The 17,401-nt window shown below is 37.7% G+C and carries 16 protein-coding genes; 5 read left to right on the forward strand and 11 right to left on the reverse strand.

Features of this window, described 5'->3' with window-relative positions; all coding sequences use genetic code 11:
- Positions 1–114: 114 nt before the first annotated feature.
- The 7 genes from MAE_RS17725 to MAE_RS35815 all read right to left on the reverse strand — a co-directional run bounded on the left by MAE_RS17725 (position 115) and on the right by MAE_RS35815 (position 4,600).
- Positions 115–1,365, reverse strand: coding sequence for a ShlB/FhaC/HecB family hemolysin secretion/activation protein (locus MAE_RS17725; protein ID WP_002795779.1), 1,251 nt, complete (start codon positions 1,363–1,365; stop codon positions 115–117).
- A 36-nt stretch (positions 1,366–1,401) separates the two neighbouring features.
- Positions 1,402–1,917: a POTRA domain-containing protein gene (locus MAE_RS17730; RefSeq protein ID WP_223210629.1), complete on the reverse strand. Its 516-nt coding sequence runs from the start codon at positions 1,915–1,917 to the stop codon at positions 1,402–1,404.
- Positions 1,910–2,551 (reverse strand): response regulator, encoded by a 642-nt coding sequence (locus tag MAE_RS17735; protein WP_002795777.1) that lies wholly within the window; start codon positions 2,549–2,551, stop codon positions 1,910–1,912. Before MAE_RS17735 ends, MAE_RS17730 begins: the two co-directional genes overlap by 8 nt.
- A 232-nt stretch (positions 2,552–2,783) precedes the next feature.
- Positions 2,784–3,077 (reverse strand): DUF3368 domain-containing protein, encoded by a 294-nt coding sequence (locus MAE_RS17740; protein WP_012266798.1) that lies wholly within the window; start codon positions 3,075–3,077, stop codon positions 2,784–2,786.
- 64 nt (positions 3,078–3,141) lie between these two features.
- Complete coding sequence (locus tag MAE_RS17745; protein WP_197533179.1) at positions 3,142–3,321, reverse strand: UPF0175 family protein; 180 nt, start codon at positions 3,319–3,321, stop codon at positions 3,142–3,144.
- Between the two features lie 190 nt (positions 3,322–3,511).
- Entirely contained in the window at positions 3,512–3,871 is a 360-nt protein-coding gene (locus MAE_RS17750) for a hypothetical protein (protein ID WP_041804190.1), read from the reverse strand.
- 219 nt (positions 3,872–4,090) lie between these two features.
- On the reverse strand, positions 4,091–4,600 hold the full coding sequence (locus tag MAE_RS35815; RefSeq protein ID WP_041804191.1) for a hypothetical protein: 510 nt from the start codon (positions 4,598–4,600) through the stop codon (positions 4,091–4,093).
- 170 nt (positions 4,601–4,770) lie between these two features.
- Between MAE_RS35815 and MAE_RS17760 the strand changes: the two genes are divergently transcribed.
- The 3 genes from MAE_RS17760 (at position 4,771) to MAE_RS17770 (ending at position 8,338) form a co-directional block, all read left to right on the forward strand.
- On the forward strand, positions 4,771–6,744 hold the full coding sequence (locus tag MAE_RS17760) for a CHASE2 domain-containing protein (protein ID WP_231859646.1): 1,974 nt from the start codon (positions 4,771–4,773) through the stop codon (positions 6,742–6,744).
- A gap of 124 nt (positions 6,745–6,868) precedes the next feature.
- Positions 6,869–7,618 carry a DUF928 domain-containing protein gene (locus tag MAE_RS17765; protein ID WP_012266803.1) on the forward strand — a complete coding sequence of 250 codons (750 nt, stop codon included), beginning with the start codon at positions 6,869–6,871 and terminating at the stop codon, positions 7,616–7,618.
- Positions 7,619–7,690: 72 nt separating this feature from the next.
- Positions 7,691–8,338 (forward strand): Uma2 family endonuclease, encoded by a 648-nt coding sequence (locus MAE_RS17770; protein WP_012266804.1) that lies wholly within the window; start codon positions 7,691–7,693, stop codon positions 8,336–8,338.
- Positions 8,339–8,344: 6 nt separating this feature from the next.
- Here MAE_RS17770 and MAE_RS17775 read toward each other — a convergent pair whose 3' ends face one another.
- Positions 8,345–11,128 carry a filamentous hemagglutinin N-terminal domain-containing protein gene (locus tag MAE_RS17775; protein ID WP_012266805.1) on the reverse strand — a complete coding sequence of 928 codons (2,784 nt, stop codon included), beginning with the start codon at positions 11,126–11,128 and terminating at the stop codon, positions 8,345–8,347.
- A gap of 206 nt (positions 11,129–11,334) precedes the next feature.
- On the opposite strand from MAE_RS17775, the gene MAE_RS17780 reads away from it, so the two are divergent.
- Positions 11,335–12,741 (forward strand): tetratricopeptide repeat protein, encoded by a 1,407-nt coding sequence (locus MAE_RS17780; protein ID WP_231859647.1) that lies wholly within the window; start codon positions 11,335–11,337, stop codon positions 12,739–12,741.
- Position 12,742: 1 nt separating this feature from the next.
- Here MAE_RS17780 and MAE_RS17785 read toward each other — a convergent pair whose 3' ends face one another.
- The gene (locus MAE_RS17785) at positions 12,743–13,957 is read right to left on the reverse strand and encodes an ISL3-like element ISMae36 family transposase (protein WP_012266664.1); all 1,215 of its coding nucleotides are present in this window, start codon (positions 13,955–13,957) and stop codon (positions 12,743–12,745) included.
- A 157-nt stretch (positions 13,958–14,114) separates the two neighbouring features.
- On the opposite strand from MAE_RS17785, the gene MAE_RS17790 reads away from it, so the two are divergent.
- A complete protein-coding gene (locus MAE_RS17790) occupies positions 14,115–15,287 on the forward strand; it encodes a CHAT domain-containing protein (RefSeq protein WP_231859648.1) in 1,173 nt (390 codons plus the stop codon).
- A 722-nt stretch (positions 15,288–16,009) separates the two neighbouring features.
- Here MAE_RS17790 and ureE read toward each other — a convergent pair.
- The gene (ureE, locus tag MAE_RS17795; protein ID WP_012266809.1) at positions 16,010–16,486 is read right to left on the reverse strand and encodes an urease accessory protein UreE; all 477 of its coding nucleotides are present in this window, start codon (positions 16,484–16,486) and stop codon (positions 16,010–16,012) included.
- 77 nt (positions 16,487–16,563) lie between these two features.
- A complete protein-coding gene (locus MAE_RS17800) occupies positions 16,564–17,049 on the reverse strand; it encodes a DUF4168 domain-containing protein (RefSeq protein WP_012266810.1) in 486 nt (161 codons plus the stop codon).
- Positions 17,050–17,401: the final 352 nt, after the last annotated feature.

A 17,401-nucleotide genomic window follows, 5' to 3' on the forward strand; every position in this document is an offset into this window, starting at 1 on the left:
ACGACATTGATTATACCTCTCTTTGAGAAAAACGCTGAAATTAACGAAGCGACAAAAGATAAAGATTCGGATTAAGTTAATTGAGAACTATTATTATAATTCTCTCAGAATATGCTAGAATGCTTTTCTATATCTCACCGAAAAGTAAACCCCTTGTTCTTGCAGTGAATTTCCGGAATTATCGACAGAAACTAACGGAATCCCGTAATCTAAACGAACAGTTAAACCATTAGCCACTAACCAGCGTAAACCTAATCCTATCCCTCCTAAAGTAGCAGGATCGGGATCAGGAAGTAAATTATTCCATCCAGTCCCCCCCTCAACAAATGAGGTAATTTGCAAGACTTCGGGATCTTGAGTGAGGGGAATTCTTAACTCTAATGATCCTAATAAGGCATTATCGGTAACAATTTCGTTTTTTGCATAGCCTCGCACTGTATCAATTCCTCCTAAGCTGAATTGCTCAATAATCGGTAAGGGATCACCAGCAATTTGAGCGTAAAAACGACCTAATAACAGCCAATTATTACTAAAACGATTAACAAACTGAAATTGACCTAACCAGCTAAAAAATTCCTGATTTGGCTCAATATTAACAACTGTGCTATCAAACGCATTGATACCGAAGTTCAATTGAGAACGAGCAGCAAAAACTTGGTTAGGCGTACGATTGAGCCATTCTTGGGAAAATCTGAGGACGGTTAGGTTGGTTTTCCCATCAATACAGGGTTGAGAGAAACAAAATGACACCCCTTCAAGGGAACTACGGTTATTGCGAATATCTAAGTTTAACCCTAATGTCCATTCGGTTTGTAGAGTCCGATAAATCGGTTGACGATATTCAACTCCTAATGTCTCTGTTTGGTTACGAATATCGAAGATATTGAATAAGGTTTCGGTAATTTTGCTGTCTGTATTCCAGTAATGTAGTCCAATTCGTCCATCCATCGGATTAATTGGCAAGTTGTAGTGAAGATTGTATAAATTTAAACCTTCGGTAATAGAATATTCCCCTGAAAATTTATCACCCCATCCTAAGACATTACCATGAGATAAGGCGATAGTTCCTTCATAAGAGCCGATATTTGGGGGACGATAGTTATCGGTGCTAACTTCTACACTTAAAGCTTTTGCTTCTTCTAAATTAACCAATAAGACACTTTTTCCGTCTGTGCTTCCGGGTGTTAATTCAGCTTGAATCGTTTTAATTAAGGGATCTAATTGTAATAAAGCGAGTCCGTTTTGTAAGGTTTGCTGATTTAAAGGGGTTCGGGTGACGTTTTCTAAACGAGAGCGAATATAATAATCTGGTTCTTCCGAACTTACACTGTAGAAAAGTCCCCAAGCTCCCTCTCTGTCCAGCAATGTTCTAAAGTTGATAAATATCAATCTAACAAAAACTCAAAGCCCTATTGTACAAGCTTTACAAGCATAAGTTGTTGATAGTTTTGCATGACAGGTTCGGTAGAGCCAATAATCTTTGAGTCTCTTAAGTCCTTGTATCTCAATTCGTTCAATTTCTCCCTCTACAACTTGAATTTTTACCGTTCCCTCAGTAATCTCTTGGTTATTTGGTAAGAATGCCCCAGAAGTAATATAGCCTCTGCTAACATAAAGTTCTGTAATGGTGCTTCGCAGACAAATAAGTTTTTCAATAGTAATCTTTTGATTTTCTAAAGGTTGAGTTAAAGATCGAATTTCTGCTTTAAAAATACTATTGCCCAAAACCTCAATTTTCTTGACAAAAAACCCCTCACTTTCAGGATCAGAGGGGCAGTTTTTTGTCTCTTGAAAACGGTCTCCATCAGCCAGCGATTGCGCTTGTCCCGTAGAGCTATCTAAGCCGATACAACCTGCGATTAAACTCACACAAAATAATCTTTTGAATACCTTAAACATATGATCTTTATTAATCAATCAGTCCTTCTTCTCTAGCGCGTTTTAAAGTTAAAATTCGCAAGTTTTTACTATCTTCTGGATAAATTTCTAAGACATCTTGTAATTTTGTCCAATAGTGACGCACCGTTCTTTCTGCAATGTTCATTTTTATGGCGATCGCTTTATCCTGTAAACCTTCTTCAAACGCAAATCTAAGCAATTCTAACCATTCAGATTTTACCTCTATTCCTGCTTTTAAATCTTTGGTATGGGTTAATCCCCGCATCACCCAATTAACGCGGTTAATCATTTCTGACTGAGGTAAGGTTTTATCCGCAACTGCAAAACCTCCGTGATGATTATCAATATTTGGCTTAAGACGCATTAGGGCTTTGATATAACTACTTTGCACGATAATATTTAGGTTCGGATAGTCTTTTAGTATTTTTTTAAGAAAATTTAACCCATTTTCGACTTCAGCGACTGTTCCCTCGGTTTGGGGGAGGGAAAGATCCATCACCAGAATATCAGGTTGATGACTGCTTAGGAGGTGTTGGGCTTCTTGGAGATGAGAAGCGGTTAAAAAGTCGGCTTCGGGATGCTCTGCTTGAATAGCTTTGAGCGTTCCTTCAAGAAGGAGGGGATGATCGTCAATTATCAGGATAAGAGACATGATTTTAGCGATTAAGGGGGATAAATTTTGAGATTAGACATGATCAATTACAGGCTTAAGGTTAAGGAACAGGTCTATAAGAAGACGTAGCCATTCATTATAGACTAAAGAGGAGCAAATCGCACTATCCAAGAAAAATTTTTCATAATTCGCCAACTTTGGCTCTTATCGACTTGGTGTGATAATCAGTGCTTATCATTCGTAGGAGTCTTGCTAGGCAAGGCTTTGAAGACTATATTTCTGGAAAATTATCCCTATTCTTCTTACTCCCACACAGAAACGAGAAGAGCCCAACTTTTTGAAGTGCATTTTCATAAACTGACAAACTTAAGCGAAATTTACCCACTGTTTGCAAGTTATCTAATTGTTCTTTTAAGTTGGGAATTAAGCGATTTTGTTTTGCCCAAATTAAAAGTACGACTGTTCCGAGTGTGGGTAAATTCAGAGGAAATCGTTGATGAACTAATTCTAATTTTCTAATGCTACTTAAAGCAATTAAAACTAATGCGTTGGTTACAGCTTTCATATCACTGATCAAGTTCTTGTAGAGTATTTAAGTCTGCTTCTAATTCTTCTAAATCGTAGGTACATTAAATATTTTCTTGGGCTAATAATTCATGAAAATCCCATTTACTTAATTGGGTTAGTTCACGGGCTTTACCTAATGAGAGAATTTGTTTTTGATAGAGTCTGATGGCCAATTCAATACGAACACGGTTGGCGCATTCATCAGGTGGGATGCGTAGATTATCTGCGACTTCATCAGGAATTTATAAGAGTATTTTAGTCATGATTTTTATTTAAGAGGGTAGATTAATTATAATCCAAGGAAAATCATCTCTTTAATTTACTTTACAAAATAGGGCGGTGTTTTGCCATAAAATCAAGGTGCATTACACTTTCATTAATGCACCCTACGAGAATGGCGATCGCATTGTAATTAAATTGATCAACACGCAATTACCAAGGGGTTGTATAAGTGCGAGAGGAACTACTGCTATTAGAGTTATAAGAATTACTATAAGAACAGTTTCCTGTCTCACAATTACCTGATTGATGGTTATTAGAATGGGAATTACGATTTCCTGATTGATGGGTTATGGTGTTGTTATCATAATTTCTGATGGTGCGGTTATAACCTTCTTTGGTTTGATTCCAACCCCCACTGTTATAGCCATTATTGTAGCGTTGACCGTAATTATTCCCCCATTGATTGTCATTAACATCCCAGTTTTGAGCAGTTGACACAGTGGGGTAAGAAGCAATCATTAAAGAAATAGCGGTCATTGCCAGTTTTTTGTAGGTATTAGAAGTAAGCATTTTTTGTTTTTCCTCGTTGTTTATTTTGCTTTATATGTCTAGATTAATTCGTTAAATCGTGAAAGCATAGGTTGGTTTATGCCAACTTCATTGCCGTTTTCAGACAAGTAAATGGCACAAAAGTGCAAGCTTATACTTAAAGAAAAAAAGAAAGAAAATAGAGTTTCTTTCTTTCAATATTTAAACGCTTGACCTTCAAGATAACGAGAAAAGTCAGATTTAGACAAACTGACAATAGTAGCTCGTCAGCGCAAAGTTACCTGTGTAGTCTTGAAGAACCCCTAAAATATCTCCACCTGAGGTTCTGATAAGCAGATCTGATGTTGAATTTCCACTAAAATTATTACTAGATCCTGTTCTCTCAAAAGTGTAGGAAAAACCTCGTGTGAGTTGAATATAGTCGTTAGCAGAATTATAATCGGTAATAGTTGCATAACCATTACCTAAATAACCGCGTCCCCCACGATCACCAAGCACAAAAGTATCAGAGCCACTACCCCCCGTTAAGGTGTCATATTCTCCTGAATTAAAAGCATAGGAACCAAAACCATCAAGATAGTCGTTTCCACTCCAACCAAAGAGGCGATCATTACCAGTGCCTCCATATAAACGATCATTATTTGTATTACCTAGAAGTGTATCATTGCCTCCATATCCACAAGCAGTGAGACTCTCAGATCCCATATAGTTGTAGTAATCTGAAGCACTGGTTCCATAGTAAGTAGCCATTTGTTTTTGCTCCGTTTTTTGAAATTTGTTTGATGTCTCTAAGTTAACCCCTTAAACCCTGAAAACCTAGGTCATTTCCTGCCAACTTCATTGCCGTTTTCAGACAAGTAAATGGCACAAAAGTGCAAAGCCCATTGCAGAAAAGTGCAAAGCAAGGAGGAGTCAAATTTTTGTATGATAGAACCAACCTAAAAGCCCTAACCCCAAACAAACCCATGTGGCATCGCTGGTGGAAAAAGCCAATCCTTAAACAATTCAATCAATGGGGAGGACTGTTCCCCGGTATTACCATCATTGCCGTTATAATCACTGCGCGAGGATTAGGATTACCCGAAGAATCAGAATGGACAACGTTTGACACCTTTTTGCGGCTTCGTCCCCTTGAAGCGATAGATGAGAGAATCGTAATTATCGGGATTAATGAAGCAGATATTAGACAAATCAAACAATATCCTATCCCTGATGCTGAAATTACCAATTTAATCCAAATCTTACAACAATACAACCCCAGAGCCATCGGTTTAGACATTGTTCGGGATCTCCCCGTTGAACCAGGACATGATAAATTCGTTCAAATTTTGCAAAATAGCCCTAATATAATCGGTATTCAACAAGTTTTAGGCTTAGGCATTGCGCCCCCTCCGGCTTTACCTTCTGAGCAAATTGGTTTTTCCGATGGTATTCCCGATGATGATGGACGAATGCGGCGCAGTTTATTGGGAACTTACGTCGAAAATAACCCAGAATATCAATTTTCCTTGGCCTTACGCCTCGCAGAAGCCTATTTAACCCCCAAAGGCTTTCCCTTAGACAATGGCATCAAAGATCCCCATGCTATGCGTTTTGGTACAGTAGAATTACCCCGTTTTTCGTCCTATACAGGGGGTTATATTAATACTAAAGCAGGGGGCGTACAGATTCTGGTCAATTATCGCAATAATATCGATAGTTTTCGCACTTTTTCCCTAAGTGATGTCAAATCCAGCAAAATTAAGCCCGAATGGATACAAAATCGCCTTGTTTTAATTGGCATGACGACACCCAGTGCGCCTGATCTTGCTCATACAACGGCGATCGCTTCTTCTCACGTCAAAGGCGAAATTTATGGGGTAGAATTTCAAGCTCATGCCATTAGTCAAATTATTAGTGCAGTCTTGGATAATCGCCCTTTAATCAAAAGTTTAGCAGAAGGATGGGAATATCTCTGGATTATTGTTTGGGGGTTAGGAGGAATTTATCTGAGTCAATTAACCGTTTCCCCTTTAAAGAATTTATTAGCGGTTATTCTTTCGAGTTTTATGTTAATTATCATCTGTTATCTTTTCCTCTGGTGGGGATGGTGGTTGCCTATGGTTCCCGCTGTGTTAGCTTTGGCATTTAATGGGGTTATTTTAACCAGTTTTTATCTTTCTCATCAAAATTTATTGTCAAAATTAGCAGAACGTCAACAAACTATCGAAGAAACCTTTACAGTGATTCACAATGGACCCTTACAAACCTTAACCATCTTTTTAAAAAAAATGCGAGAGAAGGGAGATCAAGAAAGTATTACTTATTTAGAAAACTTAAATCAAGAAATTAGAGAAATTGGGGAATATCTTAAACAAGATTCCTTAAAACCTGCAAAAGAGACTTCAGATCGTTTACGCTTAGGTAGTGGTTTGATGTTGGATTTAAAACAACCCCTTGACGATCTATTTTACCAAGTTTATAATAGTACCTTAAATCGGGATTTACCCTATTTTTCTACTTTAAAGGTTAAAAGTCGCTCTTTTGCGCCGATTTCTCTTCCCTTATCTTTAGACAAAAAACGGGAACTTTGCCAGTTTCTTGAAGAAGCATTATGTAATATTGGAAAACACGCTCAAGGGGTCATCCGTATTAATGCGGTTGGCATTAATACGGATGGATGGTATATATTAAGTATTAAAGATAATGGACAAGGAAAAGACTTAATTGCCGAAAATTTAGGCACAAAACAGGCGCAAGCACTGGCTAAAAAACTTGGAGGACAGTTCAGACGAGAAAAACTGCACCCAAAAGGGGTATTATGCGAATTACGTTGGCAAATTGTTACCCAAAAAACATCTAAGTTATCGCAATGGCTTAAATTAATTCACTCTAAACTCAATCTTAAAAATTAATCTTTTTTATCTGTATAGCTCCAAGAATTGCTATATATGGGTTTCGAGATTAGTGCTATTTCTCATAAAACCCTACTCCCGCCTACTTTTCAAGCTTTTTGTCCTGTACTTAGTGAGAAATGCTATGATTAAAACTTACAAAAAATCCATTACTCTTTCTTTACTCACGTTAGGATTAACCCTTTTTCCTTTAATAGCTGATGCAGGATATTCTCCCCCACCTCAACAAGAAAGAGCAGGAGATCATTCTAAATCAATGGGAGTAAGGACAGGCTCTAATTTAACCGAAGAGGATTACCCTTTAACGATTATTGCACCGCAAGTTTATGTCGGTCAAACGGCATCTGTTACCCCTTCTTTTGTCTGGATAGTGGGTAATCAAAATACGGATTATGAGGTAGATTTTCGCTTATTTGAATTTAATGAGCAAGGAAAAATTCAACAAAGGGGAGAAACGTTACGATTTCAACAAAAAGGAGGAATTCATAACTTTTCTTTTCCCAGTAATCAAACCCCTTTAGAAGTGGGTAAAAAGTATCTTTGGCAAGTCGCTATTCGTCAAAGTCCTGACGTTTGGATGATTCAACGAGCAGAATTTAGAGTGGTTGAAATGCCCATTTTTTTAAGTCAACAAGTGGCTAATTCACTTCAAAAAACTGAACAAGCAGAACGCTATGCCGAAAATGGGTTATGGTATGATGCTTTAATGACGAGCTTATCTTCAACCCATCAAGGAGAATTAAACCCTCAAGTTGCTAATTTTATTAAATCTCTCGTAGAATCTGAACATTTAGAGCCATCTGAAGGGGTTGATGCCAAAATTATTACTCGACGAAATAACACTTTAATAAAACTGGCAGAGTATTACAAATAGGCTTAATTTTTGTGGAAATCCTATGATTAAGGCTATAATTAAACTAAGAAATCAACATTTTCAGCTAAAGCCATGCAATTAGCCTTAGAACAAATTATCGTCAATCCCGGTCAACAGTTACTTTTAAAAGATATTAACTGGCAAAAATTTGAGACAATATTATCAGAATTAGGAGAAAGTCGTGCTTCTCGGTTATCCTACAGTAACGGAATATTAGAAATTATGGTACCTTTACCCGAACATGAAAAAGATAAAGAAATCATTAGTTATATGGTTCAGTTTTTGTTAGAAGTACTCAATATTGATTTTGAACCGTTAGGATCAACAACATTTAAAAACGAGCGGATGAATCAAGCGGTTGAACCTGATGCCTGTTTTTATATTAAAAACTATCAAGCCGTTATTGGCAAAAATAGACTTAATTTAGAAAGTGATCCCCCCCCTGATTTAGTCCTAGAAATTGATATTACTTCCCGTACCTATTTAGATAATTATCGACAGTTAGGTGTTCCCGAACTGTGGCGTTATACTCAAAGTGGCCTACAGATTAATTTATTACAAGAAGGAGAATATATTGAGTCTTTAAGCAGTCCCAATTTTCCTCAGATACCGATTATTGAATTAATTAATCAATTTGTTAAACAAAGTCAACAACTGGGGAGAAGTAAAGCCATCAGAAACTTTAAAAATTGGCTGACGGAAAATATAGATAATAGTTGAAAAATTCTAACATTTTCGACTAAGATAAAGTCGTCCGTCGAGAGTTGTATAAACCCCTTGCGGTTCAATGATATGATCACCCTTTTTCCAAGGTTGAGCGGGTGTTTCAGGAATAGGTTGAATGATTTCAGGGAAATAAGAGGGAGTATTCATATCTCCTGGCCGATTTTGGACACCTCCTGAGCCTTTTATGATAAAACTACCCCCGCGGTTCTGATTAGGTGAAATACAGCTATTAGCTAAGAGTTTTTCAGGGTTAATCAAGAATTCTGGCAACTGAACGATACTATTTTGAATAAAGGTCAAGTCTGGAATAATAATTGCACCTGAGACTGCACCACTGGCGTTAATATCGACTCTATCGTTACCATCTAGGGTATTAGGATCACTTTCACTCGAAATCCGTTGATAACCATTACCAAAAAATACAGGCGTATTAAATTGAATGTTGCCACCTCGTCCATCACGAGAAAAAGCTAAAATATCGCTATCATTGAATAATAGGATAGAATTAGCTGTTACCGTAATATTTCCGCCACCTCCTGCTCCATTATTTACATTCGTCCGAATATCGCTATCTCCTTGTAATCTGATGTTATCTGCGGTGAGGGTAATTTCTCCCCCTGCGCCTTGATTGGCATTTGCGGTAATATCACTATTAGTGGCACTGAATAAACCCGTCAGATTAATATTAATATTACCTGCGTTGCCTTCTCCTTCTGAACGAACGCTAATTTCTGATTGATTTTGTAGATTAAGAGAATTGGCGTTGATTTCGATCAATCCACCCCTAGCTAATGAATTTCTAGTTACTGCGGTAGATATTTGACTATTTTGATTCATTAATAGCTCATTCCCCACATTCAAGCGAATATTACCTGCATTGCCATCAGCACTTGTACTAGCAGTAATTCGAGCATTTCGTTCTAAGGATAAGGTATCGCTAATATTTAGCACAGCGTTTCCCGCATTTTTGGGACTAATGGTAGATGTAGAAATCACCGCGCCATCTGTGAGGGTTAAGCGTCTTGTTTCTATCAAAAGGTTTCCCCCTTCTCCTTGAGATTGAAAATCAAACCCAATGATCCCTGTTGAGGTAAAAATCCCACTAGGAAATCTCAGATCAGAGGATATTCCTGTAATGTAAAGGCTATCGCTCGCTCTGAGCAGAATATCTCCCCCTTTTCCTTGATCAAACGTGGCCGCAGAAATTTGCGCCCCGTTACTTATTCTTAAAGTTTTTGTGTTAATCTCAAGATTTCCTGCATTCCCTCTTCCGAAAGTATCTGTGTAGATAGCACTATCAAAATCATCTATATTAATGCTTTCTGAAGCATTAATGATTAAATTTCCCCCTTGACCAGAACTGGTTGCATTGAGAATTTCTCCCCCTTCATTAATATTTAAAATTTGTGTTTCAATGATTAAGTTTCCTGCTGAACCAGTTTGATCTTGACTTGCACCCAAAGAACCCGCTGCAATAAAACCATCATCAATCACATTAACGCCATTTTGGGCATTAATAATTAAATTTCCCCCCTTTCCTTGTCCAAGGGTAGTGGTTTCAATAAGAGATGCTCCCTGTACCGTTAAATTATTGGTTTTAATAATGACACTCCCACTATCACCAAGAGTATCAATAAACGTTCCAGTACCAATAATCGAACCATTGCTCAAACGAATATCCTGCGCTTGAATTGAAATATCTCCCCCATCTTGGTCAGAAAGTGTTACTGATAAAATGGCAGATTCATTGATTAAAGCGACCTTTTGAGCGGTTAACTTGATCTCGCCCCCTCCTAACCCGCTACTATTTAGCAAGGCCAGTTGAGATAAGGTAATTTGACCTTGGGATTGACTATCTATCCCTTCATATCCTAGCCTCCATCCCTTAGGAACAGGAGTTAAGCTGACATTACCCATATTTCTGACGCTTCCGACTTCTATTCTTCCCCCCAAAGCGGTTAAACTTCCACTATTTAAAGTCACATCCCCCCCGACTAGGGCAATGGTTTGGTTAGGAAAAACCTGTAAACCGACAGGGCGAGTTAAAATATTCTCAATTAGGGTTTTTGTCCCTTCTAAAACTTCATTCGGACCTCCTGTCACTTTAGGGATACTTTGAAGAACACCTGTAAGGGATTGTTCGGGGCCTTGTAGGGTAATCGGTTTAGGAGAAGATGAGGTGAAACCTAAACCAATAGGGGTACTAATGGTTAAAATAGGGGAAGATTGGGTTAAATTTGCACTAAAAACCGTCCCATCTGCAAATTTTATCTGATTAGCGGTTGTGGCGATAAATGACCCCCCTAAGTTTAACCTCGCATCGGGTCCAAATAAAATCCCATTCGGGTTGAGAAAAAATAAGCTTGCTGTTCCTAAGTCTTGGGGTTGAATTAAACTTGATAAGTTAGTATTCGGTAAAAGGGACAAACTCCGTAGATTAATCAGTAAATTATTAATCGTTTCTGCTTTAATAAGCGATAAATTGCCTAAGATATCCGAAGGATTATTCCCTGTTACCCGAATTAAAATATTATTCACGCCATTGGGATTGGTTAAAATAATCGTCTGCCCTTCACGAATGTTAAAATCCTGAAAACTTTGAAACAGATTTTCACCTCTTCTTGCACCACCTTGAATCAGTTGTAGCAGTTGATTAAAAGTGATAACGAAAGCACTTTCGATTCCTAAGCTAGTATCTGGAATAATTTGAGCAATAGCTGGACTTTTAACTGAAAATAGACTCAAGGAGACTAATAAGCTGACAAGGTTACGAAATTTTAACATTTTTATCCTGAACATTGTTACATCACTCCTCAACTTTTTATAGTAGGATTACAGCATTGATTCAATGATCGACTGAGTAAACCGTGTTTCATCGCTTTTTCTCCTATTCGCGTCTTTTGATCTGGCTATTTGTCGCCAGCTTAGTCTTTTTTTCAGGATTAGGCAAAATAACACCCTCTCACTTTATCTTATTTCATGCTCCTTTGATGGCTCAATCGATGAGTCCTCGTCAATGGGTACAAGAGGGAATTGACGCTTATCAAGCAGGAAACTATCAAGAAGCGGTAAAAATCTGGAAAAAAGCTTTATCTGCTTCCTCAGAACCCCAAGAAAAGCAAATTATCCTTGAAAACTTAGCAACAGCTTATCAAAAATTAAATCAAAATGAGCAAGTCTTTGAAACCTTAGAAAAGTTAGAAAAATATGCCATTGAAACAGGAAATAAAGGGAAATTAAGTCAATTATTAACCCAAAAAGCGCAAATTTATCTTAATATTGGTCAACCACAAACAGCGATCGCTCTTTTATGTGCTTCAACCGATGAAAAAACCTGTCAACCTAATACCGCCTTAGCTATCAGTCGTCAGATAGAGGATACAAGCATAGAACGTTCAGCATTAGGAATTTTAGCAGAAGCTTACCGTTTTAGCGGAAAATATGACCAAAGTATTCAAACCCTAGAAACCGCTCTATCTTTACCCTCTACAGAAGCTCAAACATCCTTAAAACAAAGCTTAGGCAATTCTTATACAGCTAGAGGTCAATTATCCCAATTACGGGCAAAATCTGCTGAAAAACAAGATCATAACCGCTCCAATACTTTTCAAAAACAAGCGATCTCCGACTATCAACAAGCTACCAAAAATTTCCATGCTAACTTAAATGGATCAGAAGATCCTTTAACAAAACTAGAGAATTTATTAAATTTAATTCGTTTATCCTATTATTCTCAAAATTTTCAGATAATTTCTCCCCAACAACGGCAAAATGATTTACAACAGGCGTTAATCTTGCTCCCTATGGTCCCTCAAAATGTAACAACGGTTTACGCTAGTATTGACTTAGCGAGTCTACCCGCCTTTTCTTTAGCCTTAAGTACCCCTTTAACCCAATGTCCGACGCAATGGCAACTATCTGACTATCAAAGATTATCCATTCTCGATAATGCTTTAACAATTGCTAAAAATCTTAATAATCCTCGTGTAGAGTCTTTTGCATTAGGCGCAATCGGTCATTTTTATGAATGTCTTGGCAGAACAAAAGAAGCCTTAACCCTAACACAGAAAGCGATTTTAGTGGCTAATCAAGATTTAAACACAAAAGATGGCTTATATCTTTTGGAATGGCAAAAAGGGCGTATTTTTCAAGCAAAAGGACAATTCAACCTCGCCGTTAACGCCTATCAAAACGCCTATAATACTCTTGAAAATATCCGTAGTGACTTATTAACGACTGAAAAAGACGTACAATTGGACTTTCGTGATAGTATTGAACCTATTTATCGTCAACTTGCTCAATTAAAGCTACAATTAGCTGATTCTCAAAGTTTATCATCTATACAACAAAAACAAGAATTAAAAGAAGTCCTGGCTCTTCGTTACCCTTTATGCTAAATCAACATACAAGATGCCAAGATAACATACTTCTAACCCAAAAATTCCGAAAGTTTCTAAAGCCATAGCCTCTCCGTTTTATTAGTTTAAGTTTATTGTTGATTCCCTCGACCACCCCATTCGTTGTCCTTCGCTCGAAATAACTAATTATTTCTCCAAACCAGTTTCGGATTGTTTGACAACTCTTGGTAAAAACACTGGAGGATTTTGCCAACCATTCCGAGATGGATAGCATTCCCTCTGTCGGATTCTCTGAGGTTTCATAAATCTTTCTAAATTCTTCCTTTAATTCCTGCATCTTTTTCAAATTTGGGAATTTTTCTTTGATAGCTTCTAGTTTAATTTTTTGGGGTTCCGTTAAATCTTCTTCATTTTTTAACAGGCTATATTTACTTCGCTTTAAAACTTCTAGCTTCGCTTCTTTTTCCGCTTTCTGTTTTTTATTTTTCTGCGCTTCTACGGCTCTTTTTTCTGCTCTTCTCTGTTCGTCTAACTCTTGATTAATTTGTTTCATTACATGGAATCTATCGGCGACTACTTCGGCCGATGGCATCAATTCTTTCACCAAATTTTTATAAGGCAACCAAAGGTCTATGCTCACTTCTTCAATTTGCTCTAACACCTCTTTTCCCCAGCCCGTAAGCGTTTCTCTCAACTCTTCTTGTGTTCGCTTCTCTAGAATAGCTATTAGTTTTCCCGTATCTAAATTTACTAAAACCGCACAGTAATTTTTTTGTCCTTTGACTAGAGCGATTTCATCAATTCCTAGTCTTTTTAATTCCGATAGGTCTGGCTCTGTAATTTCTTCGGCGATGTCCTCTATCATTCTTTGAATCTCTTCTTCCGTTACGTCATTTATTCGACTAACATTTAAAATATCTCCTTCTTTTAATTGTTCGAGTATATTTGCGGCTAGTCTTTTCGTATAGGTTCGTTTCTTGGCGACAAAATCTAACTCTTCGCTAAAGGGTCTCTGACAATTATCGCACTTAAATTGACGACGATTAATTTGTAGGTATACTGGTTGACCTGAGATTGGTAAATCTTTGACTAAATGTCGATGATTTTGGTGGAGTTTATCGCTCTCTAACCCACAACGAGGACAGGTTGCTTTTTGATTTTTCGATTCGATTCGGCAAACTATACCGATATTTTCTAGGTGTAGATAGCCTTGAATACAGGTTCCTTTTAGGTTCAAAAATTTGTCAAGTATCATAAGTAAAATAATCTCGTTTTTGGCTATTATATCAAATCTTAACTCAATTGTCTATCTTTTGGTATTAACCTGTTTGTGCCTTAAGTCCTTCCCTGTATGGATTTCAGCTACTTTTGAGCGTAGGCGCTCTCATCGAATTTTATTTTAAGTTAATTATTTGCATAACAATTCCCGAAGAGCCGAAGTCCTCAAGATTATTGATCATCTAAGACTCGCAGAATTGCAAAATTATCTGGGAAATGACTGTTTTTTGCGGATTGATGCCCCTGTTTCTCAGCCTATATCTGCTTTTCCTCAGACGGCAATTATTAATTATTTAATGTTTCAAGAGAAAACAGCAATCATTATAACTTTACCCGATGAAAGTATAAAAATTCACTGGATTAATCAGAATAAAGCCAATATTATCGAAAATATTGCTCAATTTCGTCAAAATCTCTTAGATGGGTTTTTAACTCTAGGTGATTATGACACAAGCTTATCTGAAACCCTCTATAGTCAGATAATTCGTCCTTTTGAGACTGATTTACAGGAATACGACATAAAAAACTTAGTTTTTATCCAAGATAGTCCTTTTCGCCCCATCCCTATGGCTGCTTTACATGATGGTAAACAATTTCTGATCGAAAAATATGCTGTCTCTACTACCCCTAGTTTATCCTTAACCTTTCTGCAAAAAAGAACCTTATCTGACAATAAAACGTTAATTTTAGGAGTCACCGAAGAAAGTCAAATTGATGGTCAAATTTTTCCTTCTTTAGATAATATTCCCCTTGAAATTGCCACCATTTCCCAACAATTTCCTAATCATCAACTGCTAGTTAATCAACAATTTAACCCCCAAACCCTCACCCAAACATTAGATAATGCTGACTACTCCATTATTCATATTGCCACCCATGCTCAATTTGGGACAATTCCAGATGACACCTTTCTGGTGGCGGGAAATAATGATAAAATAGCCCTTAAAAGTCTTGAAAATACCTTAAGACTGCTTGAATCAGGCTCTAACTCTGTTGAACTTCTCACCTTAACCGCCTGTGAAACCGCAGAAGGAGACGAACGATCTGCGCTAGGATTAGCAGGAGTAGCAATACAAGCAGGGGTTCAAAGTGCGATTGCGTCTTTATGGCCAGTTTCTGATCAATCTACGTTACAATTAATATTGGCTTTTTATGACAATTTAATTAATTCAGGGGTTAATAAAGCAGAAGCCTTAAGAGAGGCTCAAATCCAATTAATTCAAGCTCAAAGTAATCCAGATATTAATAATCAGTATAGTCATCCCGTTTATTGGTCTTCTTTTATCTTAATTGGAAATTGGTTATAAACATTAGACTTCCTGCGGAAGTCAGGCAATAGGAACTCATGCAACAGGCAACAGAAAGAAGAATAGATGGCTCTCCTCGACTTTGTGTGATAATCAGTGCTTATCATTCGTAGGAGTCTTCCTAGGCAAGGCTTTGAAGACTATATTTTTTTTGAAAAATTATCCCTATTCTTCTTCCTTCCACACAGAAACGAGAAGAGCCAATAGAATGCTTTCAGCATCAGGATTGATTACTTTTTGACTTGTGCAAGAGGTTCAATTTCCTTTTTTACTTTTGACTGGGTACAAGACATCCTTGAAGTCAACGACAGTTCAGTTTGTTACTAGAATCTAGTTCACAAAAATAGATTAGATCATTGTTTTTAGCAGGGGATTTTTTAACCTCAGTGGGTGTGGATAAATCAGACGTGACAGGGGTTACAGCCGTTGGTGCTAGTTCTGAAAGTACCATGGTTATTCATTCCTCGTAGTTCGATTTTTACTTTGATAATTAATCAATTCACCGAGGCCGATTAAAATTCTAGAAACTAGCAGAATGAGAGTCTCTTGATTAAGAAAATATCCCGTAGAGGCTGTTAAAGAGTTACTGTTTTCTTGTCAGTTAAATTTTGTTAAGATAATGCCCAAAAACTACAATTGATGGCAGAAAAAGAGATAAGTCGAAACCGAGTTTGATTTTTGCTTACTCTAAATCAGAAAGAGCATTGGGCAAGATTAGCTAACTATCCCTTTTTTGCCTCTTCCAGGTCATGATAATGCTGATAAGCGCCGATTTCGGGGTTAAAGGGGGCGATTTCTTCATTTACAGCTAATCCCAAACCTTCTAACATTGCTTGTAGGACAGAATCGGGGGCCAGACGGAGATAATCGGGATTAATTTCTAAGGCTACATGACGATTACCGAGGTGATAGGCAGCTTTGAGGAGTAAATCGGTTGAAGGAGCAGTAATAGTGATAACTGGTTCTGGTTTAGCAATTATTTGAATAATTTCGCCGTTTTCCCCCCGCAGGAAATCGCGGTCCTGTAGAATTGTGCCGCGGGGTAAACGAAAACAGAGGGAAAAACCTTCGGGACTGTCGAGACGATAACGGCTGCGGGTGCGTTCTTCGGCCGTGAGTAGAAGGCTAAAAAGTACCGTTTCTGGGGGGGGTGAACTAGCGGTATGACGGGGGGGTAAGCGCTCGGTAAAAGTTAACATGGTAGTGGTCAATAGGAAAAAACATTCTTAATTGTAGCCCTGACTCCAGCTTGACCCGAAAAACTGAGGAACTTTTTCTATTTATTCTCCCGCTGCAGACGAATCATCTCATTTTGCACCCGTCGTCTCAAGTTATTATCGGTACGAATCCGGTTAGTAATGGCGTTAAATTGAGATGCGGTGAAGCCATTATCTTTGACAATCTCTTTTGACTTATTACAATAATCGACGGCAATTCTTTGGGCATTAGCTGGAAGATTATTAAAGCTTTCCCGTTGGTTACAGGTAATTGCCGGGGGACTTTTGCCTAAAATTTGCGAAATTTCCTCATAAGCTTGTTTTCTTTGGATTTCGATCGACAAAACTGCTTTGGCATAACGTTTGATTTGGTCAGCCGTAAAATCTTGAGTATAAGCGGAGGACTGAAAACTAACCACCTCCGTCGTCCAAGAAAATTCGGGAATCACACCGCCAAGAATGGCGATTACTGCCAAAAAAGTCACAATAAAAGAACGTCTTAAGCTTTGACCTAGATCGGCTAGGGGATAGCAGTAAATCACCATGCGAGTTTGTCGCTGAATAGATAATGATAGCAAACTTTCCAGTTAAATCCTGCTTTTTTGAATATTTTTAACGATCATAAGTTCCAATTCTAGCCAATATCTCCTGGGCCCGAACTTAATTTTTGGGCAGAAATTGCTTTGGTAAACTTTTTTAACGTTTCTAGGGGCAAAATTAGTCAAAAATCTTTGAGAGAACCGATGAACGATTTTTGGGAAGTTAGGATACCTATCGCTTTTAGAGAATATTTATCGGCAATTTAGCCAGCTAATCTCTTTTTATTAGCTTATATCGCTGTTAATCTCTCGCTTATTTCCTTTTGTGTCTCCCCGTGGCGGGGAATCGAGAGGAAAT

This window comes from Microcystis aeruginosa NIES-843 (assembly GCF_000010625.1).
Classification (GTDB): domain Bacteria; phylum Cyanobacteriota; class Cyanobacteriia; order Cyanobacteriales; family Microcystaceae; genus Microcystis; species Microcystis aeruginosa.

Coding starts and splice junctions, on each gene's coding strand:
- MAE_RS35815 (WP_041804191.1), bottom strand. CDS start 4,600: ATGGCTACTTACTATGGAACCAGTGCTTCAGATTACTACAACTATATG.
- ureE (WP_012266809.1), bottom strand. CDS start 16,486: ATGTTAACTTTTACCGAGCGCTTACCCCCCCGTCATACCGCTAGTTCA.
- MAE_RS17780 (WP_231859647.1), top strand. CDS start 11,335: ATGGCTCAATCGATGAGTCCTCGTCAATGGGTACAAGAGGGAATTGAC.
- MAE_RS17770 (WP_012266804.1), top strand. CDS start 7,691: ATGCAATTAGCCTTAGAACAAATTATCGTCAATCCCGGTCAACAGTTA.
- MAE_RS17800 (WP_012266810.1), bottom strand. CDS start 17,049: ATGGTGATTTACTGCTATCCCCTAGCCGATCTAGGTCAAAGCTTAAGA.
- MAE_RS17735 (WP_002795777.1), bottom strand. CDS start 2,551: ATGTCTCTTATCCTGATAATTGACGATCATCCCCTCCTTCTTGAAGGA.
- MAE_RS17750 (WP_041804190.1), bottom strand. CDS start 3,871: ATGCTTACTTCTAATACCTACAAAAAACTGGCAATGACCGCTATTTCT.
- MAE_RS17740 (WP_012266798.1), bottom strand. CDS start 3,077: ATGAAAGCTGTAACCAACGCATTAGTTTTAATTGCTTTAAGTAGCATT.
- MAE_RS17785 (WP_012266664.1), bottom strand. CDS start 13,957: ATGATACTTGACAAATTTTTGAACCTAAAAGGAACCTGTATTCAAGGC.
- MAE_RS17765 (WP_012266803.1), top strand. CDS start 6,869: ATGATTAAAACTTACAAAAAATCCATTACTCTTTCTTTACTCACGTTA.
- MAE_RS17775 (WP_012266805.1), bottom strand. CDS start 11,128: ATGTTAAAATTTCGTAACCTTGTCAGCTTATTAGTCTCCTTGAGTCTA.